Source organism: Roseococcus sp. SYP-B2431, assembly GCF_004336745.1.
Classification (GTDB): domain Bacteria; phylum Pseudomonadota; class Alphaproteobacteria; order Acetobacterales; family Acetobacteraceae; genus Roseococcus.
Genome location: NZ_SJXD01000025.1, coordinates 1 through 26,730 on the forward strand (window position 1 = coordinate 1; position 26,730 = coordinate 26,730).

A 26,730-nucleotide genomic window follows, 5' to 3' on the forward strand; every position below is an offset into this window, starting at 1 on the left:
GGCCGCGCCGCCGGCCCCGCAGCCGCCGCGCCCCACGGCCGCGGCGCCGCCGCCCGAGCCCGCGCCCTCGCCCGTTCCCGTACCGCCGCGCCCGCAGCAGCAGGCCCAGGCGCCGACGCCGCCCACCCCGGCCGCGCCCACGCCGGCGCCCCAGCGCCCGACGCCGCCTTTGCCGCTGCCGCCGCCCCCGGTGCCGCCGCCGCCCGAGCCCTCGCAGGCGCCCGGCACCGGCCGGACCCCGCCGGTCGCCCGGCCGCAGGAGCGCAGCCAGTCGGTCCTGAACACGCTCGAGCGCCTGCGCCAGGCGCAGCAGCAGCAACAGCCGCCGACGGCGCGGGCCAATCCACGCGCGGCCAGCGCGCCCGACCGGACCGGCGGCACGCCCACCGGCGTCGCGAACCTGACCGCCGCCGAACGCACCGGCCTCGCCGACAAGATCGGCGAGTGCTGGGCCGTGGACGCCGGCGCGCCCAATATCGCGAGCATCGTGGTCGAGCTGCGGGTCCAGGTGGATGCCGGCGGCGTGGTGCGGCAGGTGACGCCGAATGGCGGCTCGCCGCCCAGCGAGCCGCGGGCCCGCATGGTCTACGAGGCGGCCCGCCGCGCGCTGCTCGACCCCCGATGCAACCCGCTGCCGCTGTCGCGCGATAGGCTGGAGGCACTGCGCAACACTGTCTTCCGCTTCAACCCGCGCGAGCTGGGGCTGCGGTGAGGCTTCCACCCTTGACCCGGCCCTCGCAAAGGCCAAGGTGCGCCCCGGAGGGGCCCAGGTAACCGGAGAATCCGATCGTGACGCTCAACGTGAATCGCCGCTCGCTGCTGGCCGGCGGCGCCGCCGCCATGGTGGCGCCCGGCATCTGGACCACCCCGCTTCCGGCCGCGGCCCAGGGGACGGGGGGCGGCAATCCGCCGACCATCGTGGACATCACACGTGCGCGGACAGAGCCCATCCCCATCGCCATCCCCGACATGGCGGGCACGGGCGGCGAGGGCGCGCGGCTCGGCCAGCAGATCTCGCGCGTCATCACCAACAACCTGCGCAATTCCGGCCTGTTCCGTCCCGTGGACCGGCAGGCCTTCATCCAGACGGCCGAATCCGCGGCCGCGACGCCGCGCTTCCAGGACTGGCGCGTCATCGGCGCCGTGGCGCTCGTGACCGGGCGGGTGGACGGCAGCGGCGACCGGCTGCGCGTGGAATTCCGCCTCTGGGACATCCTGCCGGAGCAGCAGGCGCTCGGCACGGCCTACAACGCCACCAGCAGCAACTGGCGGCAGATCGCCCACATCATCTCCGACGACATCTACAAGCGCATGCTGGGCGAGACCGGCTACTTCAACACGCGGATCGCCTATATCGCAGAGACCGGCCCGCGCGACCGGCGCGTCCGCCGCCTCGCCATCATGGACCAGGACAGCGAGAACAACCGCTTCCTGACCGACGGCCAGTTCGCCGCGCTGACGCCGCGCTTCCATCCGGACGCGACCCGCATCGCCTTCATGTCCTACCAGCGCAACGAGCCGCGCGTGTACCTGTTCAACCTGGACAGCGGGCGGCAGGAGGTGCTGGGCAATTTCGGCGGCATGACGCTCTCGCCGCGCTTCTCGCCGGACGGGCGCTCGGTGGTGCTCTCGGCCGTTCGCGGCGGCGACGCCAACATCTACTCCGTGGACCTGGGCTCGCGGCGCGAGCGGCAGCTCACCAGCGGCGCCGGCCTCGACGTCTCGCCCTGCTACTCGCCGGACGGCACGCAGATCGTCTTCAATTCCGACCGGGGCGGCGACCAGCAGCTCTATGTCATGGATGCGGGCGGCGGCGGCGCGCGGCGCATCAGCTTCGGCAACGGGCGCTACGCCACGCCGGTCTGGTCGCCGCGCGGCGACCTGATCGCCTTCACCCGCATCGGACGCGGCCAGTTCGCCATCGGGGTGATGCGGCCGGACGGCTCGGGCGAGCGCATCCTCTCCGAGGGCTGGGGCATGGAGGGGCCGACCTTTGCGCCCAATGGCCGCGTGCTCATGTTCTATCGGGAGTCCCCGGCGCGGGACAATCGGGGCGGCGGCTATTCGGCCCGCATCTCGTCCATCGACATCGCCGGCTTCAACGAGCGGCCGATTGTGACGGCGACGGATGCAACCGACCCGAGTTGGTCGCCGTTGATCAGCTGACGCGGCGGCGGGTCGTTTCGGCAGGCTATCGACTTGTGCCCGAATTCGGCCTTTCGCCGGTAGAGTATAGAATAGTCGCTCTGCAAATGGCGCGTGGCGCTACGCCTTGATTGCGCCATGTGGGAGAGTTAGTCGTGAGCCGTGATGCTGCGCCGCGAAGACGCGGGGCAGCCGCAAAGATGAACAGATCCCAAGGCAGTAGGAGAACACCATGGCCGCCACGAAGACCTTCCTAGCTGCCGTCGCGGCCGCAGGGCTGCTCGCCGCCTGCTCGTCCGATCCGGAAACCACGGCCAGCACGGGCGGCGCCGGCGCCGGCAGCGGGTCCGTCCGCCCCGGCAGCCAGGAAGACCTGGTCGCCAATGTCGGCGACCGCGTGTTCTTCGATACCGCCCTCAACGGCATCCGCCCCGACCAGCGGCCGGTGCTGGTGCGCCAGGCCCAGTGGCTGGGCCAGTACCCGCAGAACCAGGTCATGGTCGAGGGGCATGCCGACGAGCGCGGCACGCGCGAGTACAACCTCGCCCTCGGCCAGCGCCGCGCCAATTCCGCGCGCGACGTGCTGGTGGCCAGCGGCGTGGCCGGCTCGCGCATCCAGACCATCAGCTACGGCAAGGACCGTCCGGACGCGCTGGGCTCCAACGAGGACGCCTGGGCGCGCAACCGCCGCGCCGTGACCGTCGTCCGCTAAGCGGCCCGCACCGTGCGGCGCATCGCGCTCCTGCTCGGCCTGACGCTGCTGGCGGCACAGCCCGCCGGCGCCCAGATGGACAGCCGCGAGGGCATCGCGCTGCAGAACCAGATCCTGCAGCTGCGGCAGGAGATGGAGCAGCTGCGCCGCGGCGGAGGCGGAAGCCTGCCACCGCCCGCTCCCTCGCGCGGCGGTTCCGGCGGCGGCAGCGAGCTCATGGGCTCCCTGCTCGACCGCGTGAACACGCTCCAGGACGAGGTCAGCCGCCTGCGCGGCCGGGTGGACGTGCTGGAGAACCAGAACCGCCGCCTCCGGGAGGAGTTCGAGAAGTACCAGGGCGACATGGAATTCCGGCTCGGCCAGGGTGGAGGCGGGGGCGCTCCGGCATCCGCTCCGGCCCGCGCCCCTGCGCCCGTCGCGCCGCCGCTCGCGCCGCCCGCGACCAGCACCGGCGCGGCGCCGCCCCGCACGCCCGACCGGGCCCTGGCGGAGGGCAATGCCGCGCTCGGGCGGCGAGACTATGCCACCGCGGAGACCGCGGCCCGTGAGGTGCTCGCCAGCCGTTCCGGTGCGAATGCGGTGGCCGGCCAGATGCTGCTGGCCGATGCCCTGGCCGGCAGGCGCGACTTCGGCAATGCGGCGATCGCCTATAACGATGCCTTCAGCCGCGCCCGCACCGGGCCGCGCGCGCCCGAGGCGCTGATCGGCCTCGCCAACTCCTTCCAGGGCCTCGGCAACAAGCGCGAGGCCTGCGACACGCTGAACGACCTGCGCAGCCAGTTCCCCAACCTGCGCCCGCCGCTGGCGGCCCAGGCCGCGGCGGCGCGGCAGCGCTCGCAGTGCAGGTAGCTTGACCGGCGCCCTGCCGGTCGCCGGAGCGGAATTCGCCGCGCTCATGGCCCCACTGGGGCCTTTCACCGATCTGATCGCGGTGGGCTGCTCCGGCGGCCCGGATTCGCTGGCGCTGACGCGGCTCGCCGACGGCTGGGCGCGCGGGCGCGGCGGCTCGGTGCTGGCGCTGATCGTCGAGCACGGGCTGCGCGCGGAAAGTGCGGCGGAGGCCGCGGCGCTGGCGGCGGGGCTGGCCGCCCTGGGCATCACGGCGCGCATCCTGCCGCTCGGGCTGCCCTCCGGCCCCGGCCTGCAGGAGCGGGCGCGGCGGGCCCGCCGGGCGGCGCTCCTCGCGGCGTGCCGGGAGGCGGGCGCCCCGCACCTGCTGCTCGGCCATCATGCGGAGGACCAGGCGGAGACGGTGCTGTTCCGGGCGCTGCGCGGCAGCGGCGATGCGGGCCTGGCGGGAATGGCGCCGCTGGCCGTCGCGCCCGAGGCGCTGATCCTCCGGCCCCTGCTGGCCATCCCCAGGGCGCGGCTGGCCGCCAGCCTCGAGGGCTGGCCCCTCCGGCCCGTCCAGGACCCTTCCAACGCCGACCCGCGCTTCGCCCGGGCGCGGCTGCGCGCGGCCGGCGGCACGGTCGCGGCCGGGGGCTTCTCCCGCCGCCGCGCCCGGATGGCCGCGCGCGTGGCCGCGCGGCTGGCGGCTTCCGTCCGCCTCCTGCCCGAGGGCTGCGCGGAGATCGCGCCGGAGCGGCTGGGGCGCGACGCAGTGGCGCGCCAGCTCATGGCCGCGCTCATCCGCGCCGTGGGCGGCGGCGAGCACGCGCCGGCCGCATCGGCCGTGGCCGCCCTGCTGGCGCGCGGCTCCGGCTCGCTGGGCGGCGCCACCTGGCTGCGCGGGGGCCGCTGGCTGGTCCCGGAGGCCGGCGCCGGGCTGCGCCGCTTCCGCTTCGCCGTGCCGGAGGGCTTCGCCGCCGGCCCCCTCGGTCCGGACCTGGCGGCCCTCCGGTCCCGGGCGCGGCACCTCCCCGCCGCGGCCCTGGCGGCGCTTCCGACCCTTCGTCGGTCCGCGGACGGCATGCTGGTCCCGCCGCCGCACTTGGCCTATCTTCTTCCTGAAATGGCGGTAAGTTTCCCGCCGGCCTTCGCTCCGATCTTCGTTCCCTTGGGCGGTCCCGTCACCGAATGTCACTTCGCGGGATGAATTCTCTTCGGCTCCCGGGATTTTTTGGGGCGATGGACACCCTATGTTCACCAAGCGCCGGCTCAATGGCAGGCGAAGGGGATATCGCGACGTGAGCAATTTCGGCCGGAACCTGGCCCTGTGGGTGATCGTGGCGCTGCTGCTGGTGGCGCTGTTCAACCTGTTCCAGCCCTCGGGCACGGGCAGCCGGGCCCAGACGCAGGTCGCCTACAGCGATTTCGTCAACGAGGTGAACGCCGGGCACGTCCGCGACGTGGTGATCCAGGGCCGCACGGTCTCCGGCCAGCTCACGGACGGCCGGTCCTTCAGCACCTATACCCCCGAGGATCCGCAGCTCGTCTCGCGCCTGACCGAGAAGGGCGTGCGCGTGGTGGCGCGTCCGGAGGAGAGCGAGGTGAATCCGCTCTTCCAGATCCTCATCTCCTGGTTCCCGATGCTGCTGCTGATCGGCGTCTGGATCTTCTTCATGCGCCAGATGCAGGGCGGCGGCGGGCGCGCCATGGGCTTCGGCAAGTCCAAGGCCAAGCTGCTGACGGAAAAGCATGGCCGCGTGACCTTCGAGGACGTGGCCGGCATCGACGAGGCCAAGGCCGAGCTCGAGGAGATCGTGGACTTCCTGCGCGATCCCGCGAAGTTCCAGAAGCTGGGCGGCAAGATTCCCAAGGGCGTGCTGCTGGTCGGTCCTCCCGGCACCGGCAAGACGCTGCTGGCGCGCTCCATCGCGGGCGAGGCGAACGTGCCCTTCTTCACCATCTCGGGTTCCGACTTCGTCGAGATGTTCGTGGGCGTCGGCGCCAGCCGCGTGCGCGACATGTTCGAGCAGGGCAAGAAGAACGCGCCCTGCCTGATCTTCATCGACGAGATCGACGCCGTCGGCCGCCATCGTGGCGCGGGCCTGGGCGGCGGCAATGACGAGCGCGAGCAGACGCTGAACCAGATGCTGGTCGAGATGGACGGCTTCGAGTCCAACGAGGGCGTCATCATCATCGCGGCCACCAACCGGCCCGACGTGCTCGACCCCGCGCTGCTGCGTCCCGGCCGCTTCGACCGCCAGGTCGTGGTGCCGAACCCCGACGTGAACGGCCGCGAGAAGATCCTGCGCGTGCACATGCGCAAGGTGCCGCTGGCCTCCGACGTCGATCCGAAGACGATCGCGCGCGGCACGCCGGGCTTCTCCGGCGCCGACCTCGCCAACCTCGTGAACGAGGCCGCGCTGCTGGCCGCGCGCACGGGCCGCCGCACCGTCGGCATGGCCGAGTTCGAGGCCGCCAAGGACAAGGTGATGATGGGCGCCGAGCGCCGCAGCCTCGTCATGTCCGACGACGAGAAGCGGATGACCGCCTATCACGAGGCGGGCCATGCCCTCGTCGCCATGCACGAGGAGGAGTGCGATCCCGTGCACAAGGCGACTATCATTCCGCGCGGCCGCGCGCTGGGCCTGGTGATGAGCCTGCCGGCCGGCGACCGCTACTCCAAGCACAAGTCCAAGATGCAGGCCGAGCTCGCCATGGCGATGGGCGGCCGCGTCGCGGAGGAGATCGTCTTCGGGCGCGACAAGGTGAGCAACGGCGCCTCGGGCGACATCAAGATGGCCACGAACATGGCCCGCATGATGGTCACCGAATGGGGCATGAGCGACAAGATCGGCATGGTCGCCTACGGCGAGAACAGCCAGGAGGTCTTCCTGGGCCACTCCGTCACGCAGTCGAAGAACCTCTCCGAGGAGACGGCGCGGATCATCGACAGCGAGGTGCGCAGCATCATCGATGTCGCCTATGCCCGCGCCACCCAGCTTCTCACCGACAACCGCGACGAGCTGGAGCGGCTCGCCAAGGGGCTGCTGGAATACGAGACGCTGTCCGGCGACGAGATCCGCACCGTGCTGCGCGGCGAGCCGGTGGTGCGCAGCCGCCCCGACGAGCCGGCTTCCGCGGGCCGCGGCAGCGTGCCCACCTCGGGCCGCACGCCCCGGCCGGACACCGGCGGCGGCCTGAACCCGCAGCCCGCGGGCTGATGGCCACTGCGTCGCTCCATGGATGAGGAATCCGGCCGCGAGGCGGCCGGCGCCGCCGCCCCGGGCCTGAGGGCCCAATGACTCCTGAATGGCTGGAGCCGCTGGGCCTGCTGAATGGCCCGGCGGCTTTCGCCGCCATCCGTGACGGGCTCGCCCTGCCGCTGCAGGGCGGGCCCATCGCGTTCTCGCTAGTGCGGGGGCCGGAAGGCTCGATCCTGCCGCCGCCGGAGGATCACCCGGCGCTGGAACGGCTGACGCGGACCCTGCCGGACTTCGCCGGCATCGCGCGGCATCGCGCGCGGCCGCTGGTCATGGGGATCGTGAACTGCACGCCGGACAGCTTCTCCGGCGACGGGCTGGGCGAGGGCCATGCGGCGGCGATCGCGCGGGGGCACGCCATGCTGGAGGCCGGCGCCGACATCCTGGACATCGGCGGCGAGAGCACGCGTCCCCATGCCGCGCCCGTGACGGTGGAGGAGGAGATGGCGCGCGTGCTGCCGGTGATCCGCGCGCTCGCCACCTCCGCGCCGGTCAGCATCGACACGCGCAACGCCCGCACCATGGCCGCGGCCCTGGAGGCGGGCGCCGAGATCGTCAACGACGTGAGCGGGCTGCGGCACGATGCCGCGGCGCTGCGGGTCGTCACGCAGGCGCGCTGCCCCGTGGTCCTCATGCACGCGCTCACCACCGATCCGCGCACCATGCAGCGCGACATCCGCTACGAGGATGCCGCCATGGAGGTGGCCCGCTTCCTGGAGGCGCGGGTGGAGACGCTGGAACGGCTGGGAATCCCGCGCAGCCGCATCGCGGTGGATCCCGGGATCGGCTTCGGCAAGCGGGCGCGGGACAATCTGGAGCTGGTGGCGAGGCTGCCGCTGCTGGCGAATATCGGCTGCACCATCCTGCTCGGCGCCTCGCGCAAGGCCTTCATCGGGCGCGTCACTGGCGTGGAGGAGCCTGGTCAGCGCGTGGCGGGAAGCCTCGCCGTCGCGCTCGCGGGGGCGGCGAACGGCGCGCATATCCTGCGCGTGCACGACGTGGCCGAGACCGTGCGGGCGCTGCGGATGGCCGAGGCGCTGGCCGCCGGCTTCGAGGAGGACTGAGCCTCGCGAGGCTACCAGGCGGTCATGGCGGTGGCCGTCGGGAATTCGACATGGTTGATCGTCACCTGCTCGAATCCCGCGCGCAGGACATAGGTCCAGACATCGGCGCCGAACTCCGTCTCGACCCGGAAGTCGTGCAGGTCGTCGCCGGGCGCGCCGTGATAGCTGGGCGGCAATCCCTCGCGGCTTCGGGACAGGCGCTGGACGACCGTGGGCACGGTGAAGCAGAGGCGCCCGCCCGCTGCCAGCACGCGCCGGCACTGCTCCAGGGCGACGATGGGCCGGGGGATGTGCTCCAGCGTGTCGGAATGGATCACGAGATCGAAGCTGCCGCCCGGATAGGGCAGGGCCTGGGCATCGACCTCAGGGTAGTCGGCGCGCCGGTAGAAGGGCAGGGCCTGCATGGCCTGCGAGATTCCCTCCACCCCGTTCAGGTCCAGCACGCGGAGGGTCTGCGTGGCCGGATCCGCGACCATCTCGCGCAGCGTGCCCTTGTGGCCGCAGGCGGCGAGAACGGCGCGGCCGAGCGCGACGATCCGGAGGTTGGCGCCGCAGGCCGTGCAGATCCTGCCCTGCTGGCGGTCGATATAGGCGGCCTCCTCCTTACTGAGCCCCCATTCCGCGATCAGGGCCGGCCAGATGACCGGGACATCCTTGAAGGCGTCTCCGCCGCAGACCGAGCAGGTCAATTGGGTCATGTGCCGCGAATCCTCAGCATGGCGGGACTCGCCGGCCCGCCTCACGGCCGACCCATATAGCGGGGCCCGGCGGCAGGCGAGAGGCCCGCCGGCGCTAAGGCAGGATCGTAGCTGTGGCACTCGTAGAGGATGCAGCCGCCCTCGCTGCGGAAGGGGCCATGCCAGGCGCCGGGCGGGCGCGAGGCATAGGTCATCGGCCCGAATTTCTCGCCGCCCCTGCCCTGCGCGTCGTTGCCGACCCAAAGGTCGCCGCTGACCAGGAAGACCTCCTCCCAATAGTCGTGCACGAAGGGCGCGGTGGTGAAGGCGCCCGGCTGGAAGCGCAGCAGCCGCGTGCGGCAGCCGCGCCCGTTCGCCTCGTCCAGCTCGCCGGCCAGGATCTTCTGCTGGATGCCGGCGGGGTAGCCGGCCGGGGTCTCCCAGCCCGTGTCGAGGTCCAGCGCGTGGAATTCGAGATGGGCCTTGTTGATCGCCACGTGCTGCTCCTCCTCGGCTGCCTGTACCCCCGGCCGCGGAAGGCCGCCGCGGCCGCCGGACGGCAGGCGCGAGCCGGAAACATCGGCCTGGGACAGCCGGGTAGTTAAACCGGCCCGCCGGGAAGGCAAGGCGGAATCGCCGGTCCCGGGGGCGCGAGCCGGCGCCGGCTGCCCCGCCCGGGCCACGCATGAAGTGAAAACCGGGCTTGCGGCGCCAGGCGCCGCAAGCCATCCTATGTCCGGTTGAGGAGACAAAATCTCGCATGGATCGGCCGGCCCCCTTGGTGCCGGCCCTAGTGTCGTTCCAGGAGAATCCCGATGTCGATTGCCCGCCGTCACCTCGCCGCCGCGCTCGCGGCTCCCGGCTTCCTCAGCGCCGCCACGCGCGAGGCCATGGCCCAGGATCGCCGCAAGGTGATCCGCTCCGTCCCGATCGGGGACCTTCGCTCGCTCGATCCGATCTGGACCACCGCCTATCTCGTGCGCAACCACGGCTACCTGGTCTTCGACACGCTCTTCGCGCTCGACGCCGCGAACAAGCCGCAGCCCCAGATGGTGGGCGCCTACGAGGAAAGCGGCGACGGCCGGAACTGGACCTTCCAGCTGCGCGAGGGTCTGCGCTGGCATGACGGTGCGCCGGTCACGGCGGCGGATTGCGTGGCCTCGATCCGGCGCTGGGGCGCCCGCGACACCATGGGCCGCGCGCTGATGTCCGTCACCGAGGCGCTGGAGGCGCGCGACGCCCGGACCTTCGTGCTGACGCTCCGCCGGCCGGTGGGCTTCGTGCTGGAGGCGCTCGGCAAGATCGACAGCAACGTGCCCTTCATGATGCCGGAGCGCCTCGCCCGCACCGATCCCAACACCGCGGTGACCGAGATGGTCGGCTCGGGTCCCTTCCGCTTCCTGCGCGATCAATGGGTGCCGGGGGCGCGCACCGTCTATGAGCGTTTCGCCGACTACGTTCCGCGCAGCGAGCCGGCCAGCCAGGCGGCCGGCGGCAAGGTCGTGAAGTTCGACCGGCTGGAATCCGTCTACACGCCGGATTCGGCGACCGCCGCCGCTGGCCTCACCACGGGCGAGTTCGACCTGCTGGAAAGCCCCGCGCCCGACCTGATCCATCGTCTCTCGCGCACACGCGACGTCGTCGTCACGCCGAACGATCCGCTGGGCTACACGCTGTTCTGCGTGCTGAACCACCTGCACCCGCCCTTCGACAAGGTCGAGGCTCGGCGCGCGCTGATGACGATCATCAAGCAGTCGGACATGATGAACGCGACCGTCGGTGACCGCACGCCGTGGCGGGAATGCGGCGCGCCCTTCGGCTGTTCGGGCAACGAGGAGCCGCAGTTCCAGCAACTCGGCTGGCCGCGGCAGGACGACGCGGCCGCGCGCGAGCTCTTCCGCGCCTCGGGCTATGACGGGCGCCCCGTCGTGGTGATGGATCCGGCCGACAATGCGACCCTGCATCCGCCTGCGCTGGTGCTGGCGGACGCGCTGCGACGGCTGGGCGCCAACGTCGATCTCGTCTCGATGGACTGGGCCACGCTCGTGCAGCGACGTGCCTCCCGGAATCCACCAGGGCAGGGCGGCTGGAACTGCTTCATCACCAACGCCACCATCACAGGTACGCAGAACCCCCTGCTCAACAGCTTCGTGACGCATTGCGAAGGTGCCTATTTCGGCTGGCCCTGCGACCGCCGCGTGCCGGAGATGACCACGGCCTGGGCCGCGGAGACGGACGCGGCGAAGCGGGGCGAGATCCTGAAGCAGCTCGAGCGCGTGCATGTGGAAAGCGTGACCAATATCCCGCTCGGCCAGTACCGCAGCGTGATCGCGCATCGGCGCAACCTGCGCGGGCTGATCCCGGCCCCGGCGCTGTTCTACTGGAACATCGAGCGGGTTTAGAGCACGATCCGCTGAGGCGGAATCGCCGAAGCGGTGAATCGTCCTCTCAGGCGCGATGACGAGGCGCGCAGATATGAATCGCGCGCCTCAACGCCCCGGCGGGAGGGCGCCGAACACGGTCTCCGCCTCGATCTGCAGCACGTCGGCGGGGCGGGGGAAGGGGGCGGGCTGCGCGTCGTCCTCCTGACGCGCGCGGCCGATGCGCTCGAAGAAGATGTCGAGCCCGCCCGGCATCATCAGCCACAGGAAGACCAGGGGGGCCTCCGGCGCCGCCTCGAAGCGGTGCAGACGCCCCTTGCCCAGGAAGAAGCAGGCGCCCCTCTCCATCGGGTGCCGCGTCGCGCCGTCGAGCAGCGCCTCGCCGCGCCCCTCGAGGACGAAGATGACCTCCTCGTTGTCGGGATGCCGATGCTCACGCACGAAGCAGCCGGGATCGACCGTCTGCGTGCCCATGGCGAAGGGGGTTTCGGCGCCGATCTCCTGCGCGGCGAGCAGGCAGCGCACGAAGCCGTTGGCCGGCACGGGCTGCCAGAAGGAACGGCCGCCCTCGGGCGGCACGACGACGAGCGGGGCTTGCGGCATGGCGTCGATCCTCCGCGACGGGAGGCCGGCGATGCAAGCGTCAAAGGGGCGGCCCGGGGGGAATTCCGGCTTGCGCCGCGCGCGCAGGCGACAGGCCCGGCTCCGCCCTCAGGCGGCGGCTGCGCCGTGCAGGATCACGCCCTCGGCGCGCAGCCGGGCCAGCTCCTTGCCGCCGAGCAGCGGCAGCAGCAGCGCGTCGTTGTCCTCGCCAAGGGCGGGGGCGGGGTTGCGCAGGATGCCGGGCGTCCTGGACAGGCGCGGGATCTCCCCATGCATGGGGAGCCAGCCGCCGGGCATCTCCTCGTCCGGCACCTCGATCAGCGCCTCGCGCTCGGCGACGTAGCGGTCCTCGTCCAGCCCGGCGACATCCATGATCGGGCCGATGGTCACGCCGTCGCGATCGAACTGCTCCAGGGCTTCGGCGAGGGTGATGCCGGCGATGTAGTCGCGCACCACGCCGTCGATCTCGTCGAGGTGGCGGATGCGGTCCGAATTGGTGCGGAAGCGCGGATCCTCGAGGAGCTCCGGCCGGCCGAGGCTCTTCATCAGCTTCGCGAACATCGCCTGGGTGGAGCTGGAGAGGCCCACCCAGCCGCCGTCCTTCGTCCGGTAGGCGTTGCGCGGCGCGGTATTGGTGCTGCGGCTGCCCGTCCGCGGCTTCTTCTTTCCGGAGATGCGGTAGTTGGCCATCTGCGGCTCGAGCATCGCGAAGATGGGCTCGAAGAGCGAGACGTCGATCACCTGGCCCTCGCCGGTGGCCCTGGCGTGGTGCAGCGCGATCATCGCGGCCGAGGCGCCGTAGAGCCCGGCATAGGCGTCGGCCATGAACATGGGCGGCAACACCGGCTCGCGGTCGGCGAAGCCGTTGATGGCGGCGAAGCCCGAATAGCCCTCGACCAGCGTGCCGAAGCCCGGCTTGTGCGAGAAGGGCCCGGTCTGCCCCCAGCCGGAGATGCGGACCACCACCAGCGCGGGATTCAGCGCCAGGAGCACGTCGGGCGCCAGGCCCATCTCCTCCAGCACGCCGGGCCGGAAGCTCTCGACGAAGATGTCGGCGGTCGCGGCCAGCTTCCGCACCACCTCGATGGCAGCGGGATTACGCAGCTCCAGGCAGAGGCTGCGCTTGTTGCGGCAGAGCGTCTTCCAGGAGGTCTCGACGCCGCCGGTCTTCCAGGCGCGGAGGGAATCCCCGGCCGGGGGCTCCACCTTGATCACCTCGGCGCCGTGGTCGCCCAGCACCTTGGTCAGGACATTACCGGCCACCAGGCGCGAGAGGTCCACCACGCGGAGGGCGTCCAGGGCCCCCTTCGCCTGCGCGTCGAAGGGGCGCCGGCGCAGCTTCGCAGTCATCGTCACAAACCCTTCCCAGGGCGCAGACGCTATGGGCCGGGGCGGGGCGGGTCAATGCGGGCGCGGAACGCGCCGGGGGGCTGCGGGCTTTGGCCTCGTCCATGGCATCGGTCAGCAAGACCGACGCCACCGGCCGCGCGACAGACGCGACAGAAGCCCCGGCCCGTCCTATGGCACGCTTCCTCCAGACATGTCCCCTCGTGAGACTCCGTGAACGAAGACGCCAATCTCCTGGCTTGCCTCCTGGACCAGATGCCCTCCGGCCTGCTGCATGCCGGTCCCGATGGGAGGGTGCGGCGGGCGAACGCCAGGCTCGGCGAGATCTTCGGCACCGCGCCGCCGCGCGAGGGCAGCGCGGTGTCCGACTGGCTCGATCGCGTGGCGGCCGCGGGGCGCCTGTACCCTCCGTCCGACCGTGCCGCGATGGAGGCGCCCTTCGCCGGCCCCGCCGGCAAGGCGCGCTGGCCGCTCGCGGGCGGCGGCATGCTGGAGCTCTCGGTGCAGGCGCTGCCCGACGGCGGTCGCCTCTGCCTCTGGACCGATGCTCCCACCGACGAGGCGCTGACCGAAGAGCGCGCGCGGATGGCGCATATGCTGGAGAACATCACCGACAGCGTGGTGCTGATGGATGCCGACGGCCGGATCCTGCAGAACTCCAGGAACAGCGGCGAGCTGCTGGACATGCCGGACCACCTGGCCCAGGCCGGCAGCACGCATCAGGAGATTCTCCGCTTCCTCTACCGCCGCGGCGATTTCGGCTTCGCGCAGGACGAGGAGAGCTTCATCGCCGAGCGCCGCGCTCGCATCCAGGCCGCCGGCCGCCTCACCTATTCCGAGCGCATCCCCAACGGCCGCTGGGCCGAGTACAACTTCCGGCCGCTGCCCAATGGCGAGCTGCTGGTCATGGTCCGCGACGTCACCGAGCTACGGGAGGCGCTCTCCCGGCTGGAGGCCGAGCGCGCCGACCGCGAGGAGGACCGCCGCCGCGCCAACCTCCTGCTGGAGAACACGCGCGACATCGTGATCCTGACCGGCGGCGACGGGCGGATCCTCGAGAGCTCCAGCCGCAGCAACGCCATGTTCGGCCTGCCGCCCGAGCTCTTCGCCCCCGGCGCCCATCGCCGCGACATCCTGCGCGCGCTCTACCGCCGCGGCGATTTCGGCTTCGAGATGGGCGAGGAGGAGTTCATCCAGGACGTGCGCGAACAGCTCGCCGCGCCCACCCCGCTGCAACGCACGCGCCAGATGCCGGACGGGCGCTGGGCCGAGTTCAACCTCATCACGCGCGAGGACGGCATGTTCGTCATCAGCGTGCGCGACGTGACGGAGCTGAAGGAGGCGCAGCTCGCGCTGGAGCGCGAGCAGGAAAAGCTGCGCCTGGTCGTGGACAACATGTCCGACGGCGTGATGCTCTTCGATTCCGACATGTGCTGGCGCATGCTCAGCCGGCCGCTGATGAAGTTCCTCGACCTGCCGGAGAAGTTCTACCGGCTGGGCACGAGCGCGCGCGAGGTCATCGGCTGGCAGATGCGGCGCGGCGATTTCGGCCCGCCGCCGGAGGACCCGGAGGAGTTCGACGAGGCGCTGGATTCGCGCATCGCGAACCTCCGGCGGCTCGACGGCGTGCAGTACATCCGCAAGACCCATGCGGGCTACTGGCTCGACGTTCGGATGCAGCAGCTGCCCAATGGCGGCATGCTGGCCTTCTACCGCGACGTCACCGGCCTCAAGCGGCAGGAGGAGCAGACCGAGGCCGAGCGCTCCCTGCTGCGCGAGGTGCTGAACAGCATGGAGGAGATGGTCGTCCTGCTCGACCCCGAGGCGCGGATCCTCCTCTCCAACGGCTGGGGCCGGAACCTGCTCGACCTGCCGGAATCGCTGGTGCAGCCCGGCGCCATGATGGCCGACGCGATGGCGCATATGTACCGCCGCGGCGATTTCGGCTTCGAGCTGACCGAGGAGCAGGTCGTGCAGGGCCGGGTGGGGGACGTGCTGACCGGCCCGCTCCATCTCACGCGCCGCACCACCTCGGGCAAATGGCTGGAGTTCAACTACACGCCGATCTCCGGCGGCCGCGTCGTGACCGTGGGCCGCGACGTGACCTCGCTCAAGGAGAGCGAGCAGGCGGCCCTGGCCGCGCGCGACGCGGCCGAGGCCGGCGCGCGGGCCAAGGCGAACTTCCTCGCGGCCATGAGCCACGAGATCCGCACGCCGATGAACGGCGTGCTGGGCATGCTGGAGATCCTCTCGCGCAGCGAGCTCAGGCCCGATCAGGCGCGCAGCGTGCAGGTGATGCGCGAGAGCGCCGAGGGGCTGCTGCGCATCGTCGACGACGTGCTGGACTTCTCCAAGATCGAGGCCGGGCGGCTGGAGATCGAGGAGCTGCCCTTCTCGCTGCGCGGCCTGATCGAGGGGACGGTGGAGACGCTGGCGCCGGCGGCGGCCACGCGGGGCCTGAAGCTCTTCGCGGACCCGCCAGCGCCGGGGCCGGACTGGCTCTCGGGCGACCCCACACGCGTGCGGCAGATCCTGTTCAACCTGATCGGCAATGCGCTGAAGTTCACCGAGCGCGGCTATGTGCGCATCTCGGCCGAGACGCGGGTCGAGGGGGGCGCCGCCCTCATGACCCTCCAGGTCGAGGACAGCGGGATCGGCATGGATCCCGGCACGCTGGCGCGGCTGTTCCAGCCCTTCACCCAGGCCGACAGCTCGACCACGCGCCGCTTCGGCGGCACCGGCCTCGGCCTTTCCATCGTGCGGCGGCTCGCGGAGCTGATGGAGGGCGAGGTGAGCGCCGAGAGCGAGCTCGGTCGCGGCAGCCGCTTCACCGTGACGCTGCGGCTCGGCCTCGCCTCGCAGAGCGCGAAGGCGGAGCGGCCCCGGGGCGGGGACACGGACGAGGCGCCCGGCGCGGCGCCGCGCGCCGGGGCGCCGGGCGGCCAGGACGGCGTGCTGGTGGTGGACGACCATCCGGTGAACCGCGAGGTCATCGGCCGGCAGCTGGAGCTCATCGGGCTGCAATCCGACATGGCGCAGGGCGGCGCCCAGGCGCTCGAGCTCTGGCGCGCGCGGGGGCACGGCATCGTGCTGCTCGACATCCACATGCCGGGCATGGACGGCTTCGATCTGGCGCGGGCGATCCGCCAGGAGGAGCAGGCCCGCGACCTGCCCCGCACCACGCTGGTCGCGGTCACGGCGAATGCGCTGAAGGGGGAGGCGGAGCGCTGCTACGCCGCCGGGATGGACGGCTTTCTCGCCAAGCCGGTGACGCTGGACGGGCTGTCGCGCATGCTGGCGCGCTGGCTCCCCGGCCTGCCCGGGGCGCATCAGGGCGGCACGCTCTTCGACCCGGAGGCGCTGCGCAGCCTCTTCGGCCAGGATCGCGAGCGGCTGTCCACCATCCTCGAGAACTTCTCCCAGACCGCGGCGCGGGATCTGGCGTCGCTGCAGGCGGCCCAGGGGCTGGAGATCGTCGTGGAGATCGCGCACCGGCTGAAGGGCGCGGCGCGCATGGTGGGCGCGCGGCTGCTGGCCGAACAGGCGCAGGGCGTGGAGCATGCGGCGCGGGCCGGCGGGCTGGGCGCGGCGCAGGCGGCGGCGTCGCAACTGCCGGCGCTGCTGGAGGAGACGATGCGGGTGGCGAAGCCGGCGCTGGCGCCGGCCGAAGAGGCGCCGCCCTAGAGACTTCGCCGTTCGCGAGGGCTCACTGCAAAGTCTCTAGCCGTTTGCTTTTCGAGCATCTTTATCCGACCAGACGATTCCGTCTGGTCGGATGATGCTCTCGATCAGGACCTTGCCGGGCCTTCGATCGGCTCGCTTCAATCCGCGGGGGGCACGAAGATATAGCCCACGCCGCGCACCGAGCGGATCGCTTCCGGCTTGGACGGATCCGCCTCCACCTTGCGCCGCAGGCGCATGATGCGGTTGTCGATCGCGCGGTCGAAGACCTCGGCCTCGCGATGGGCCGCCGTCTCCAGGAGCCATTCGCGGGTGAGCGGGCGGTTGGGGTGCTTCACCAGCAGTTGCAGCAGGTCGAACTCGCTGGCCGAGAGCTGGTCCTCGCTGCCGTCGGCCATGATGAGGACGCGCCGCTCCAGGTTGAGCCGGGCGGTCCCGACCCGGATCTCGGTCAGCAGCGGCGGGGGCGGGCGCGACTCGGAGGCGCGGCGGAGCAGGGCCTTGATGCGGGCCAGCAGCTCGCGCGGCTCGAAGGGCTTGGTGACGTAGTCGTCGGCGCCGGATTCCAGCCCCACCACGCGGTCCACCGTGTCGCCGGCGGCGGTGAGCATGATGATGCCGATCCGGCTGGAGCGCGAGCGTGCCCAGCGGGCCAGCGCGAAGCCGTCCTCCACCTCGTTCAGGTGAACGTCGAAGAGCGCGAGATCGGGCAGGGACTGCGCATGGGCGCGCTTGAAGTCGGCGCCGGAGGCATAGGGCTGCGGCCGCAATCCATGCTGTGCGAGGTATTCCGAGACGATGCGCCGCTGGATCGGATCATCCTCAACGAGCGCAAGGCGAAGCGGGCCGCTCATCTGCGACTTCCCTGCAACGGCTCTCCTGCGACTCGCCCTCTCGACATGGCGCGCAGGATGACAAGCGCGAGCGGGATTGCAAGTATTGAGGTGAAATTCCGGCGGGGTGTTGTTCCGCCGCTGCGCGTCCGGCCCGGGAGCGCGACGATCCGGCCCGCTTCCTCAGTGCTGCCCCATCAGCGCCAGGCCCTCGGCCACCGAGACGAACTCGCCGCCGGCCACCACGCGCTCCGCCCCGAAGCGGTCCTCGAAAAGCCGGCGGACGGCGGGGACCAGCGAGGATCCGCCGGTGAGGAAGACGCGGTCCACCTCCCGCGGTGCCAGGGCGGCATCGCGCAGGGCCGCGTCCACGGCGCCGGCGATGGCGGCGAGCTCGGGCGCGATCCAGGCCTCGAAATCTGCGCGGGCGATGTCGGTCTCCACGCTGAAGCCGGCGTGGCGGAAGCTGAGGCGGGCCTGGTCGGCGCCGGAGAGCGCGGCCTTCACGCCCGAGACGGCGCGGTAGAGGGCATAGCCGGCCTCGTCCTCGATGAGCGTGACGAGATGCGCGAGGCGTTCCGGCTCGGCCGCGGTCCGGGCGACATCGGCGATGTCGCGCAGGGTCTTCGGCGCGCGCATGAGCGAGAGCAGGTGCCAGCGCGCGAAGGCGATGTACCAGCCGGGCGGGATGGGCAGGTCGTTGCCCCAGGGCCGGTAGGTGCCGCCCTTGCCCAGCAGCGGCGAGACCACGTGGTCCATGATGCGGAAGTCGAAGGCGTCGCCGGCGATTCCCACGCCGGAATGGCCGAGCGGCGTGACGCGGCGCGGCGGCCCCGGATCGAAGCGCAGGACGGAGAAGTCGCTGGTGCCGCCGCCGAAATCGGCGACGAGGACGGTGGCCGGCGCGTCGAGGGACTGCGCGAAGCGGTGGCCGGCGGCCGCGGGCTCGAAGGCGAGCTGGACCTCCGGCAGGCCGGCGGCGGCGAAGGCGTCGGTGAGGCGCCGGTGGCCGAAGGCGTCGTCGGCCGTCTCGCCGACGAAGCGCACGGGACGGCCGACGACGACCTGCGCGCCGGCGAGCTCGTCCTGGAAGGGGGCCAGCAGATGGCCCAGGAAGGCCGCGATCAGCCTCTCCAGGTTCCAGGATCGGCCGAGGATGCGCGTCTCGGAGAAGCTGCGCTGCGCGAGGTAGCTCTTCATGGACATGATGAGGCGCGCGTCGAAGGGATCGTCGAGATAGGCTTCGATGGCGCGCGGGCCCGCGGCATTCCGCGGGCGGCCCTCGGCATCCTGCCAGAAGCAGAGGACGGACCGGAACACCTCGGCGGTGTCATGCTGGAGCACGGCGACGCTGCCGTCGGCGCGCCGGGCGGCGACCACGCTGTTCGTGGTGCCGAAATCGATGCCGATGACGGAGGACATGGGTTCAACCGGAAGGAGAGGGGCGCGCCTTGAAGCCTGGGCGCGCCCGCTTGGCAACCCTACCGGCCCACGAGGCCCCGATCGCGTCATCCGGAGCGCCGGAGCGGGGCCGTCACGGAAGCGAATGGCCGGGCTCCCATCGCGCGGAATCGATCATCGCGAGAGGCTCTATCGCCATCCGGCTTCCTCTGCTCATATCCCGCCGGGAGAACAAAACGCTGGCCTTATACTCATTGGAGGAAAGATGCCTGTTTTGTTCCGTCGATCCCTGGCCAGGCTCGCCTGCTGCCTCTCCGCCTCGGGTCTCGCCACCTCGGGCCTCGCCGCGCCAGCGCTCGCCCAGTCGCCGCTGCCTTCCGGCACGGTACGCCTGGTCGTGCCCTACAATCCGGGCGGGATCACCGACATCCTCGCGCGCGGACTCATGCAGCCGATGACGGCGACGCTCGGCAACTCCGTCGTCGTCGAGAACCGTCCGGGCGCCAATGGCAGCATCGGCGCGACGCTGGTCGCGCGCTCGCCGGCGGATGGGCTGACCATGCTGGTCGGCGTCACCGATACCCACGCCGTCAATCCGGCGGCGATGCGCAACCTGCCCTATGTGCCGGAGCGCGACTTCGTCCCAGTCAACCTCATCACCCGCGTGCCGCTGGCGCTGGCCGTGGGGCCGGCGCAGCGGGGCATCCAGGACCTGCGCGCCTTCGTCGCGGCGGCCAAGGCGCGGCCGGGCGGGCTGACGCATTCCAGCTGGGGCGTGGGCAGCACCTCGCAGATCGCCATGCTGCGGATCGGCGAGACGGCGGGGATCGAACTGCTGCACGTGCCCTTCACCGGCGCCGCGCCGGCGGCCCAGGCGCTGGCCGCGGGCCAGGTGGATTCGATGATCCTGCCCGCCGGCGCGGCCGAGGCGCTGGCGCGCGACGGCAATGTCCGCGTGCTCGCGGTGCTCTCGCCCGAGCGGCTGCCGCTGCTGTCCGGCGCGCCGACGATGAAGGAGCAGGGCGTGGACCTCTCGGTCAGCATCTTCCAGGCGATCTTCGCGCCCGCCCGCACGCCGGCGCCGGTCGTGGCGCTGCTCAACCAGGCCGTGGCGCGCGGACTGCAGGACCCGCAGATGCTGGAGATCCTGCGCGGCCAGGCCTCGGTGGGCGAGCCGATGACGACCCCGCAGCTCGCCGAGCTCGTGAAGCAGGAGCAGGAGGCCTGGGGCCGCGTGGTGCGTGGCGCGAATATCCGTCTCGACTAGGCACGCGCAGGGGCAGGGCTATGAACATGACGACGAAAAGCGCCGCCGATGCGCGGCATCTGGAAGCCGACGTGCTCGTCATCGGCGCGGGCGGCGCGGGCATGTATGCCGCCATCGAGGCGGCGCGGCGCGGCGCCGGCCGCGTGCTACTGCTGGACCGCAGCCTGATCGGCCGCGGCGGCGCAACGGTGATGGCGCAGATGACCGTTGCCGCCGCGGTTGGACCGGACGACCATTGGGAGCACCACCTCGCCGACACGCTCGCGGCGGGGCGCGGGCTTTCCGATCCGAAGCTCGCGGCGCTGCTCTGCGAGGTGGGCGCCGATTGCATCCTGGAGATGGATGCCTGGAAGGTCGGCTGGGCGCGCAGCGGTGACGGCTTCGCCGCGGTGCAGGCGCCGGGGCACGACCGGCCACGCTGCGTCTATGTGGACTTCCTCTCGACCGGACCGGCGGTCTCCCGCGCCCTGCGCGCGCAGGTGCAGCGCGTGGGCCCGGCGATCCGCCGCATCGGGGAGGTCGCGGTGACCGACCTCGTGGTGCAGGACGGCGCGGTGACCGGCGCGGCCGCGCTGCATGTGGCCACGGGCGAGGCGCTGACCATCGGCGCCGCCGCCACCATCGTCGCGACGGGCGGCCTCACGCGGCTCTACGCGCGCAACAGCGCCAGCCTCAACATGTCCGGCGATGGCTATGCCCTGGCGCTGCGCGCGGGGGCGGTTCTGCAGGACATGGAGTTCGTGCAGTTCTTCCCGATCGGGCATCTGGCACCGCGGCTGATCGGCATGGACCCGATCATGTGGGATCCCTTCCGCTACAAGCTCGGAGGGCGGCTGCTGAACGGCGCGATGGAAGACTTCCTCGGCCGCTGGGGCGGCGATGCGGAGAACGGCAGGTACAGCACCACGCGCGATCTCGCGACTTACGCCATCACCAAGGAGGCCGAGGCGGGACGCGGCTCGCCCTCCGGCGGCGCCTGGCTCAGCTTCACCCACGTGCCGGAAGCCGAGCTGCGCGGCGCCTTCGGTCCGGTGATCGACCGGCTGGCGGCCAATGGCATCGACCTGACGCGCGATGCCGTCGAGGTCTCCCCCATCGCGCATTACCACATGGGCGGCGTGCGCGTGGACACGGCGATGCGCACCAACGTTCCGGGCCTGCTCGCGGCGGGCGAGGCGGTGGGCGGCGCGAACGGCGCGAACCGGCTTTCCGGCAATGCGATCACCGAGGCGCTGGCCTATGGGCGCATCGCCGGGGCGGAGGCGGCGCGCATCGCCGCCTCGGGCGAGACGCCGGCCTTCTCGCCGGCGGCCGCGTCGGAGGCCGTCGCTCGGCTTGTGGCGAGCTCCAGGCCCATGAACACGGCCGGGATGGTCGCGCGGCTGCAACGGCTGATGTCCCGGGATGTCGGCCCCTTCCGCACCGCGGCCGGGCTGGCGCGGGCCTCGCAGGCGCTGGGAGCGCTGCGCGCCGAGGTCGGCGAGGCGCCGCCGGGCGCTCCCGGCGTGGCGCACGACCTCGCCCGGCTCGACTGGTTCGACCTGCGCCAGATGATCCCGGTGGCCGAGGCGGTGGTGCAGGCGGCGACGGCGCGCACCGAGAGCCGCGGCGCGCATCAGCGCGAGGATTTTCCGGAGACGGACGAGGCCTGGCGCCTCAACCAGCTCCTGGAGCTGCGCGGCGAGACGACCACCCTGTCGCGCCTGCCGGTGGCCGCCTGATGCCGATAGCGACGCTCTCCATCCACCGCGGCGGCCTCGGCGAGGCCCCGCGGCGCGACGCCTTCGAGATCGGCTTCGAGCCGGGCGAATCCATCCTCGACGCCCTCCGGCGCCTGCGCGTCGACCGCGACCCGACGCTGGCCTTCCGCTATGCCTGCCTCAACGCGAATGCGTGCAAGGAGTGCATGATGCTGCTGGACGGCAAGGTCGTCTACGCCTGCACCGCCCGCCTCGAGCCGCGCGAGATGCGGCTGGACCCGCTGCCCAACAAGGCCCTGCTGCGCGACCTCGCCACCGTCATCGCGCCGCCCGACGAGAGGCTGGCCGAGGGAGGATCGGCCAGGGAGGGATTGGCCAGGGAGGGATTGGCCAGGGAGGGATTGAAATGAGCACGCTTCCCGGATCGGGACGTGGCGCTGGAGCGCGGACCGTTTCCGGCCCGCGCCGTGCAATCACTTCGCCTGGTAGGGGTGCGTCGCCACCCAGTGCTTCGCGATGTCCACCCGCCGCGTGATCCAAACATCGGGCTTGCTGGCCATGTGGTCCAGCAGCCGCTGCAGTCCCATCGCGCGCGCCGGGTGGCCGATCAGCCGCATGTGCAGGCCCACCGACATCATCTTCGGCTGGCCCTTCGCCCCCTCGTCATAAAGCATGTCGAAGGCGTCGCGGATGTAGGAGAACCACTGGTCGGAAGTCCCCATCCAGCCCGCATACTTGCCGTCGTTGTTGGTCAGCGAATAGGGCACGACGAGATGCGGCCTGCCATCCACGGTCAGCCAGAGCGGCAGCTCCTCGCCGTAATAGTCGCTGTCGTAGAGGAAACCGCCCTCCTCGACGACGAGGCGGCGCGTGTTCACCGAGGGCCCGTAGCGGCAGTACCACCCGTCCGGGCGGTGGCCGACGGTCTTCCGCAGGCTCTCGACGGCGAGGCGGATATGCTCGCGCTCCTCCTCCTCGCCGAGCTCGAAATGCTTCACCCAGCGCCAGCCATGCGAGCAGACGTCGAAGCCGGCGGCGCGGATCGCGGCTGCGGCCAGCGGGTTGCGCTCCAGCGCCATCGCGCAGCCGAAGACCGTGAGCGGCAGGTTGCGTTCCTGGAAGAGGCGCAGCAGCCGCCAGAAGCCCACGCGGCTGCCGTATTCGAACATGCCCTCGCCGGCGAGGTCGCGCCCGGACTTCACCTGGCTGCCGCCGAGCGCTTCCGTCAGGCCCACCTCCGTGACGCCGTCGCCATGCTCGAAGGAAAGCTCCGAGCCCTCCTCGTAATTGATCACGAAATTGACGGCGAGCTTCGCGCCGGCTGGCCATTGCGGATCGGGCGGGTTCCCGCCGTAGCCGATGAAATCGCGCTGAACCTCGTAGGGCATGGAACCTCGTCCGGATGAAGCGGGGATTAATCCCGGCAATCCCGGATGGGTTCAAGCCTCCTCCAGCAGCCGGTAGCCCACCCCCGGCTCGGTGCGCAGCAGCCGCGCCGCCTCGCCGAGCTTCTGCCGCAGCTGGCCGACATAGACGCGCAGGTATTGCGTGTCCTCGGCATGGGCGGGGCCCCAGACCTCGGTGAGCAGACGCCGCTGCGTCACCACCTTGCCGAGGTCGCGCGCCAGCGCGGCCAGCAGCTCCCATTCGCGCGGCGTGACGGCGATCTCCTGGCCCTCCACCCGCACCATGCGATGCTCCAGATCCACCCGCAGCGGGCCGGTGGCGACGGTCGGCGCAGGCGTCTCGGTCAGCAGGGCCCTGCGCGTGGCGGCGCGCAGCCGGGCGAGCAGCTCCGCCAGTCCGAAGGGCTTCTCGACATAGTCGTCCGCGCCGGCGTCGAGCGCCGCCACCTTCTCCGCCTCGCGGTCGCGCGCGCTGACGACGATGACCGGGATCTGGCTGAAGGCGCGCAGCCGCTCCAGCACCTCCTTGCCGTCCAGGTCCGGCAGGCCGAGGTCGAGCAGGATGCAGGCCGGCCCGCGCGCGGCGGCCAGGCGGAGCCCCTCGCGCGCATTGTCCGCGCGCAGCGGCGCATAGCCGGCGGCCTCCAGCGCGGGGCCGAGGAAGCGGTGGATCTGCGGCTCGTCGTCGATGACGAGGATGGCGGGCGGGGCAGGGCTCATATCGGGAATCGCAAGGTGATGCGGGTGCCGCGGCCCGCGGCGCCGGGACTTGCGACAATCGGGCTTTCCGCGGCGATGCGGCCGCCCATGGCGCCGACCAGCCCCTTGCAGATGGAGAGGCCGAGGCCGGAGCCGGCGGCGACGCTGTCGCTGCGGTTGGCGCGGAAGAAGGCGTCGAAGATGCGCGGCAGGTCGGCCGGCGGAATGCCGGGGCCCTCATCCTCCACGGCGAGCACGACCTGCGCGCCGTCCTGCCGCGCGCCGAGGCGGATCGCGCCGCTGGAATACTTCAGAGCATTGTCCACGAGATTCTCCAGCACGCGGTCGAGCAGCGAGGCATCGAGGCCCGGCCACGGCAGACGCTCGGGGATATCGAGCGTGATGCGGCGGCCGGGATGGAGCTTTTCCGCGCGTGCCGCCGCGTTTTCCAGCGCCACGCCCAGGTCCACCGGCTCGCGCCGGGGCGTGAGCTGGCCGGTCTCTAGCCGCACGATGTCGAGGATGGCCGACATCCAGCGTGCGAGACGCGTCGCCTCCTCCTCGATGCTGGCCAGGAGATCGGCGCGCGTGGCCTCCGGCAAGGTCGAGATGCGTAGCGTCTCCGCCGCGCCGCGGATGACGGTGAGCGGCGTGCGCAGGTCGTGCCCCAGGCTCGTCAGCAGCGCGGTGCGCAGCGCCTCCGTCTCGCCGCGGGCCCGGTCGCGGGCGGCGGCGTCGGCGAGGCGCGCGCGCTCCAGCGCGACGGCGACCTGATCCACCAGCGCCTCCAGCGCGCGATGGGCCTCGGGATCGGGACGGTCCTGCTCGGGCCGGATGCCGAGCAGGCCCAGCATCACCGCCTCGCCGTCGCGCAGGGCGGTGAGGGGGAGGAAGCGCCAGGCGCTGTTGGGCAGCGTCGCCGTGCCGCGCCCGGCTTCGCGCCGGTTGGCCATGGCCCAGCGGGCCGAGGCCATGGCGCTGTCGTCCAGCGTGGCGTGGCCGGGCGTGATGGCGCGCAGCACGGGCTCGTCGGTGGCCGCGTCGCGCGCGAACTGGCCGGGAAGCGCGGCGGCCAGCGCGTCGTCCAGGGGCAGCAGCAGGCAGGCCGGGCCGCCGGCGATGCGCGAGGCCTCCTCGACCACGGCGGTCTGCAATTCCGGCAGGGTGGCCTGGGCGTTCAGCCGCCGCGAGAGCGCCGCCAGACGGCGCAGGGCGGCCAGGCGCGAGGCCGCCATCCGCACGTTGCGGCCGAGGCGGCCCGTGGTCCCGGTCAGCAGCGCGGCGACAGCGCCGAAGATGACGGCGCCCAGCACGTCCTGCGCGGAATCGATGGTCAGCGTGTAGCGCGGCGGCAGGAACAGGTAGTTCCAGGCGAGGAAGGAGAGCGCGGCGCCGAGGCTGGCCTGGGTCGGCCCGGTGATCGCGGCGATCGCCACGATGGCCGCGAGGTAGACCATGCCCAGCCCCGCATCGGGCACGCGGCCGTCCAGCGCGTCGCAGATCAGCGTGGCGGCGCCGACCAGCAGCGGGATGGCGAACCAGCTCGTCCAGGCCGGCCAGGGCCGCTCGGGCGCGGCAGGCCGCGGGGCCGCGTTCGGCACGACATGCAGCGTGAACTCGGTCGCGCGGCGGGCCAGCGCCAGGATCAGCGTGCGGCCGAGCCAGCGCCGCCAGAGCGGCGGGTGCCCACGGCCGACGATGATGTGCGTGGCGTTGCGCATCCGCGCATGGGCGAGGATCGCGGCGGGCAGGTCGCTGGCCGTCGTCACCTCGGTCTCGGCGCCGAGCTGCTGCGCCAGCGCGAGCCCTGGGCCGGGGTCGCCGGACTGTCCCGGCTGCTCCACATGCAGCGCCAGTAGCGGCGCGCGCAGCGCCACGGCGATGCGCTTGGCCTGGTGCAGCACCGCATCCGCCGGCCCCTGGCCGGGCACCAGGGCCAGCACGCGGTCGCCCACCGGCCAGGGACCGGTGACCGCGTTGCGGCGCATCCAGCCGGTGACGTCGGCATCCACGCGATCGGCGGTGCGGCGCAGCGCCAGCTCGCGCAGCGCGGTGAGCGCGCCCTCCTTGAAGAAGCCGCGCATGGCGCGCTCGGCCTGCTCGGGCCGGTAGATTTTTCCCGCACGCATGCGTTCGAGAAGTTCCGCCGGCGGGATGTCCACCAGCTCCACGGCGTCCGCGCCGGCGAGCACGCTGTCCGGCACCGTCTCGACCACGCGGATGCCGGTGACGCGCGCCACGGCCTCGGCGCTGCTCTCCAGGTGCTGGACATTCATGGTCGTCCAGATCTCGATGCCCGCGTCGCGCAGCTCCTCGACATCCTGCCAGCGCTTGGGGTGGCGGCTGCCGGGCGCGTTGCTGTGCGCGAGCTCGTCGAGGAGCAGGATGGCCGGGTGGCGTGCCAGGGCCGCGTCGAGGTCGAACTCCTGGAGCACCTGGCCGCGATAGGCGATGGCGCGCAGCGGCAATAGCGGAAGCGGCGCGACCGCCGCCTCGGTCTCGGCGCGGCCATGCGTCTCGACGAGGCCCACCAGAACGTCGCGCCCGGCGGCCAGGAGGCGCTTGCCCTCGGCCAGCATCTCGACGGTCTTGCCCACGCCGGGGGCGGCGCCGAGGAAGACCTTGAGGCGGCCACGCCCCTCGCGCGCCGCGAGCTCGGCCAATGCGTCGGGGTCGGCTCGGGCGGATTCGGTCTCGGGCATCCGCCCGACTATAGCGCCAAC

Annotated in this window: 21 protein-coding genes; 12 read left to right on the plus strand and 9 right to left on the minus strand. The window is 72.1% G+C overall.

Annotated features, from left to right (window positions below; translation table 11 throughout):
- From EJV46_RS22805 to folP, 7 genes are all read left to right on the plus strand, one after another.
- Nucleotides 1-712, plus strand: a 712-nt coding sequence (locus tag EJV46_RS22805; protein WP_165585483.1) for a cell envelope integrity protein TolA, incomplete at its 5' end; no start/stop codon positions are given.
- A 128-nt stretch (nucleotides 713-840) separates the two neighbouring features.
- Nucleotides 841-2,166: a Tol-Pal system beta propeller repeat protein TolB gene (gene tolB / locus EJV46_RS11290; protein WP_131549325.1), complete on the plus strand. Its 1,326-nt coding sequence runs from the start codon at nucleotides 841-843 to the stop codon at nucleotides 2,164-2,166.
- Between the two features lie 211 nt (nucleotides 2,167-2,377).
- The gene (pal, locus tag EJV46_RS11295; RefSeq protein WP_131548766.1) at nucleotides 2,378-2,857 is read left to right on the plus strand and encodes a peptidoglycan-associated lipoprotein Pal; all 480 of its coding nucleotides are present in this window, start codon (nucleotides 2,378-2,380) and stop codon (nucleotides 2,855-2,857) included.
- Between the two features lie 12 nt (nucleotides 2,858-2,869).
- The gene (locus EJV46_RS11300; protein ID WP_131548767.1) at nucleotides 2,870-3,706 is read left to right on the plus strand and encodes a hypothetical protein; all 837 of its coding nucleotides are present in this window, start codon (nucleotides 2,870-2,872) and stop codon (nucleotides 3,704-3,706) included.
- A gap of 1 nt (nucleotide 3,707) precedes the next feature.
- Complete coding sequence (tilS, locus tag EJV46_RS11305) at nucleotides 3,708-4,895, plus strand: tRNA lysidine(34) synthetase TilS (RefSeq protein ID WP_131548768.1); 1,188 nt, start codon at nucleotides 3,708-3,710, stop codon at nucleotides 4,893-4,895.
- A 91-nt stretch (nucleotides 4,896-4,986) separates the two neighbouring features.
- Nucleotides 4,987-6,909 (plus strand): ATP-dependent zinc metalloprotease FtsH, encoded by a 1,923-nt coding sequence (ftsH, locus tag EJV46_RS11310; protein ID WP_131548769.1) that lies wholly within the window; start codon nucleotides 4,987-4,989, stop codon nucleotides 6,907-6,909.
- 77 nt (nucleotides 6,910-6,986) lie between these two features.
- Entirely contained in the window at nucleotides 6,987-8,012 is a 1,026-nt protein-coding gene (gene folP / locus EJV46_RS11315; RefSeq protein ID WP_131548770.1) for a dihydropteroate synthase, read from the plus strand.
- A gap of 11 nt (nucleotides 8,013-8,023) precedes the next feature.
- On the opposite strand, the gene EJV46_RS11320 is transcribed toward folP, so the two are convergent.
- A complete protein-coding gene (locus EJV46_RS11320; protein WP_131548771.1) occupies nucleotides 8,024-8,710 on the minus strand; it encodes a bifunctional 2-polyprenyl-6-hydroxyphenol methylase/3-demethylubiquinol 3-O-methyltransferase UbiG in 687 nt (228 codons plus the stop codon).
- Nucleotides 8,711-8,751: 41 nt separating this feature from the next.
- Nucleotides 8,752-9,186, minus strand: a complete 435-nt coding sequence (locus EJV46_RS11325) for a cupin (protein ID WP_131548772.1) — start codon at nucleotides 9,184-9,186, stop codon at nucleotides 8,752-8,754.
- 318 nt (nucleotides 9,187-9,504) lie between these two features.
- Here EJV46_RS11325 and EJV46_RS11330 point away from each other — a divergent pair, with 318 nt between their 5' ends.
- Nucleotides 9,505-11,091, plus strand: a complete 1,587-nt coding sequence (locus tag EJV46_RS11330; protein WP_131548773.1) for an ABC transporter substrate-binding protein — start codon at nucleotides 9,505-9,507, stop codon at nucleotides 11,089-11,091.
- 87 nt (nucleotides 11,092-11,178) lie between these two features.
- On the opposite strand, the gene EJV46_RS11335 is transcribed toward EJV46_RS11330, so the two are convergent.
- Together EJV46_RS11335 and EJV46_RS11340 are read right to left on the minus strand one after the other, a co-directional pair.
- The gene (locus EJV46_RS11335; RefSeq protein WP_131548774.1) at nucleotides 11,179-11,673 is read right to left on the minus strand and encodes a cupin domain-containing protein; all 495 of its coding nucleotides are present in this window, start codon (nucleotides 11,671-11,673) and stop codon (nucleotides 11,179-11,181) included.
- Nucleotides 11,674-11,781: 108 nt separating this feature from the next.
- Entirely contained in the window at nucleotides 11,782-13,023 is a 1,242-nt protein-coding gene (locus EJV46_RS11340; RefSeq protein ID WP_131549326.1) for a CaiB/BaiF CoA-transferase family protein, read from the minus strand.
- Nucleotides 13,024-13,233: 210 nt separating this feature from the next.
- Between EJV46_RS11340 and EJV46_RS11345 the strand changes: the two genes are divergently transcribed.
- On the plus strand, nucleotides 13,234-16,704 hold the full coding sequence (locus EJV46_RS11345) for a PAS-domain containing protein (RefSeq protein WP_131548775.1): 3,471 nt from the start codon (nucleotides 13,234-13,236) through the stop codon (nucleotides 16,702-16,704).
- 137 nt (nucleotides 16,705-16,841) lie between these two features.
- Here EJV46_RS11345 and EJV46_RS11350 read toward each other — a convergent pair whose 3' ends face one another.
- Together EJV46_RS11350 and EJV46_RS11355 are read right to left on the minus strand one after the other, a co-directional pair.
- Nucleotides 16,842-17,555, minus strand: coding sequence for a winged helix-turn-helix domain-containing protein (locus EJV46_RS11350; RefSeq protein WP_131548776.1), 714 nt, complete (start codon nucleotides 17,553-17,555; stop codon nucleotides 16,842-16,844).
- 162 nt (nucleotides 17,556-17,717) lie between these two features.
- Nucleotides 17,718-18,956 carry an Hsp70 family protein gene (locus tag EJV46_RS11355; RefSeq protein WP_206020783.1) on the minus strand — a complete coding sequence of 413 codons (1,239 nt, stop codon included), beginning with the start codon at nucleotides 18,954-18,956 and terminating at the stop codon, nucleotides 17,718-17,720.
- A 253-nt stretch (nucleotides 18,957-19,209) separates the two neighbouring features.
- On the opposite strand from EJV46_RS11355, the gene EJV46_RS11360 reads away from it, so the two are divergent.
- The 3 genes from EJV46_RS11360 to EJV46_RS11370 are packed head-to-tail and all read left to right on the plus strand — an operon-like array spanning nucleotide 19,210 to nucleotide 22,312.
- Nucleotides 19,210-20,202, plus strand: coding sequence for a tripartite tricarboxylate transporter substrate binding protein (locus EJV46_RS11360; protein WP_165585484.1), 993 nt, complete (start codon nucleotides 19,210-19,212; stop codon nucleotides 20,200-20,202).
- Nucleotides 20,203-20,228: 26 nt separating this feature from the next.
- Complete coding sequence (locus EJV46_RS11365; protein ID WP_131548779.1) at nucleotides 20,229-21,923, plus strand: FAD-binding protein; 1,695 nt, start codon at nucleotides 20,229-20,231, stop codon at nucleotides 21,921-21,923.
- Complete coding sequence (locus EJV46_RS11370; protein WP_240782517.1) at nucleotides 21,923-22,312, plus strand: 2Fe-2S iron-sulfur cluster-binding protein; 390 nt, start codon at nucleotides 21,923-21,925, stop codon at nucleotides 22,310-22,312. Before EJV46_RS11365 ends, EJV46_RS11370 begins: the two co-directional genes overlap by 1 nt.
- A gap of 63 nt (nucleotides 22,313-22,375) precedes the next feature.
- Here the strand turns inward: EJV46_RS11370 and EJV46_RS11375 are convergent, their stop codons facing one another.
- The 3 genes from EJV46_RS11375 to EJV46_RS11385 are packed head-to-tail and all read right to left on the minus strand — an operon-like array spanning nucleotide 22,376 to nucleotide 26,709.
- Nucleotides 22,376-23,290, minus strand: coding sequence for a polysaccharide deacetylase family protein (locus EJV46_RS11375; protein WP_131548780.1), 915 nt, complete (start codon nucleotides 23,288-23,290; stop codon nucleotides 22,376-22,378).
- A gap of 51 nt (nucleotides 23,291-23,341) precedes the next feature.
- Nucleotides 23,342-24,028 (minus strand): response regulator, encoded by a 687-nt coding sequence (locus tag EJV46_RS11380; RefSeq protein WP_131548781.1) that lies wholly within the window; start codon nucleotides 24,026-24,028, stop codon nucleotides 23,342-23,344.
- Complete coding sequence (locus tag EJV46_RS11385; RefSeq protein ID WP_131548782.1) at nucleotides 24,025-26,709, minus strand: sensor histidine kinase KdpD; 2,685 nt, start codon at nucleotides 26,707-26,709, stop codon at nucleotides 24,025-24,027. Before EJV46_RS11385 ends, EJV46_RS11380 begins: the two co-directional genes overlap by 4 nt.
- Nucleotides 26,710-26,730: the final 21 nt, after the last annotated feature.

Coding starts and splice junctions, on each gene's coding strand:
- tolB (WP_131549325.1), top strand. CDS start 841: ATGGTGGCGCCCGGCATCTGGACCACCCCGCTTCCGGCCGCGGCCCAG.
- pal (WP_131548766.1), top strand. CDS start 2,378: ATGGCCGCCACGAAGACCTTCCTAGCTGCCGTCGCGGCCGCAGGGCTG.
- folP (WP_131548770.1), top strand. CDS start 6,987: ATGACTCCTGAATGGCTGGAGCCGCTGGGCCTGCTGAATGGCCCGGCG.
- EJV46_RS11320 (WP_131548771.1), bottom strand. CDS start 8,710: ATGACCCAATTGACCTGCTCGGTCTGCGGCGGAGACGCCTTCAAGGAT.
- EJV46_RS11330 (WP_131548773.1), top strand. CDS start 9,505: ATGTCGATTGCCCGCCGTCACCTCGCCGCCGCGCTCGCGGCTCCCGGC.
- EJV46_RS11335 (WP_131548774.1), bottom strand. CDS start 11,673: ATGCCGCAAGCCCCGCTCGTCGTCGTGCCGCCCGAGGGCGGCCGTTCC.
- EJV46_RS11340 (WP_131549326.1), bottom strand. CDS start 13,023: ATGACTGCGAAGCTGCGCCGGCGCCCCTTCGACGCGCAGGCGAAGGGG.
- EJV46_RS11350 (WP_131548776.1), bottom strand. CDS start 17,555: ATGAGCGGCCCGCTTCGCCTTGCGCTCGTTGAGGATGATCCGATCCAG.
- EJV46_RS11355 (WP_206020783.1), bottom strand. CDS start 18,956: ATGTCCTCCGTCATCGGCATCGATTTCGGCACCACGAACAGCGTGGTC.
- EJV46_RS11365 (WP_131548779.1), top strand. CDS start 20,229: ATGACGACGAAAAGCGCCGCCGATGCGCGGCATCTGGAAGCCGACGTG.
- EJV46_RS11370 (WP_240782517.1), top strand. CDS start 21,923: ATGCCGATAGCGACGCTCTCCATCCACCGCGGCGGCCTCGGCGAGGCC.
- EJV46_RS11375 (WP_131548780.1), bottom strand. CDS start 23,290: ATGCCCTACGAGGTTCAGCGCGATTTCATCGGCTACGGCGGGAACCCG.
- EJV46_RS11380 (WP_131548781.1), bottom strand. CDS start 24,028: ATGAGCCCTGCCCCGCCCGCCATCCTCGTCATCGACGACGAGCCGCAG.
- EJV46_RS11385 (WP_131548782.1), bottom strand. CDS start 26,709: ATGCCCGAGACCGAATCCGCCCGAGCCGACCCCGACGCATTGGCCGAG.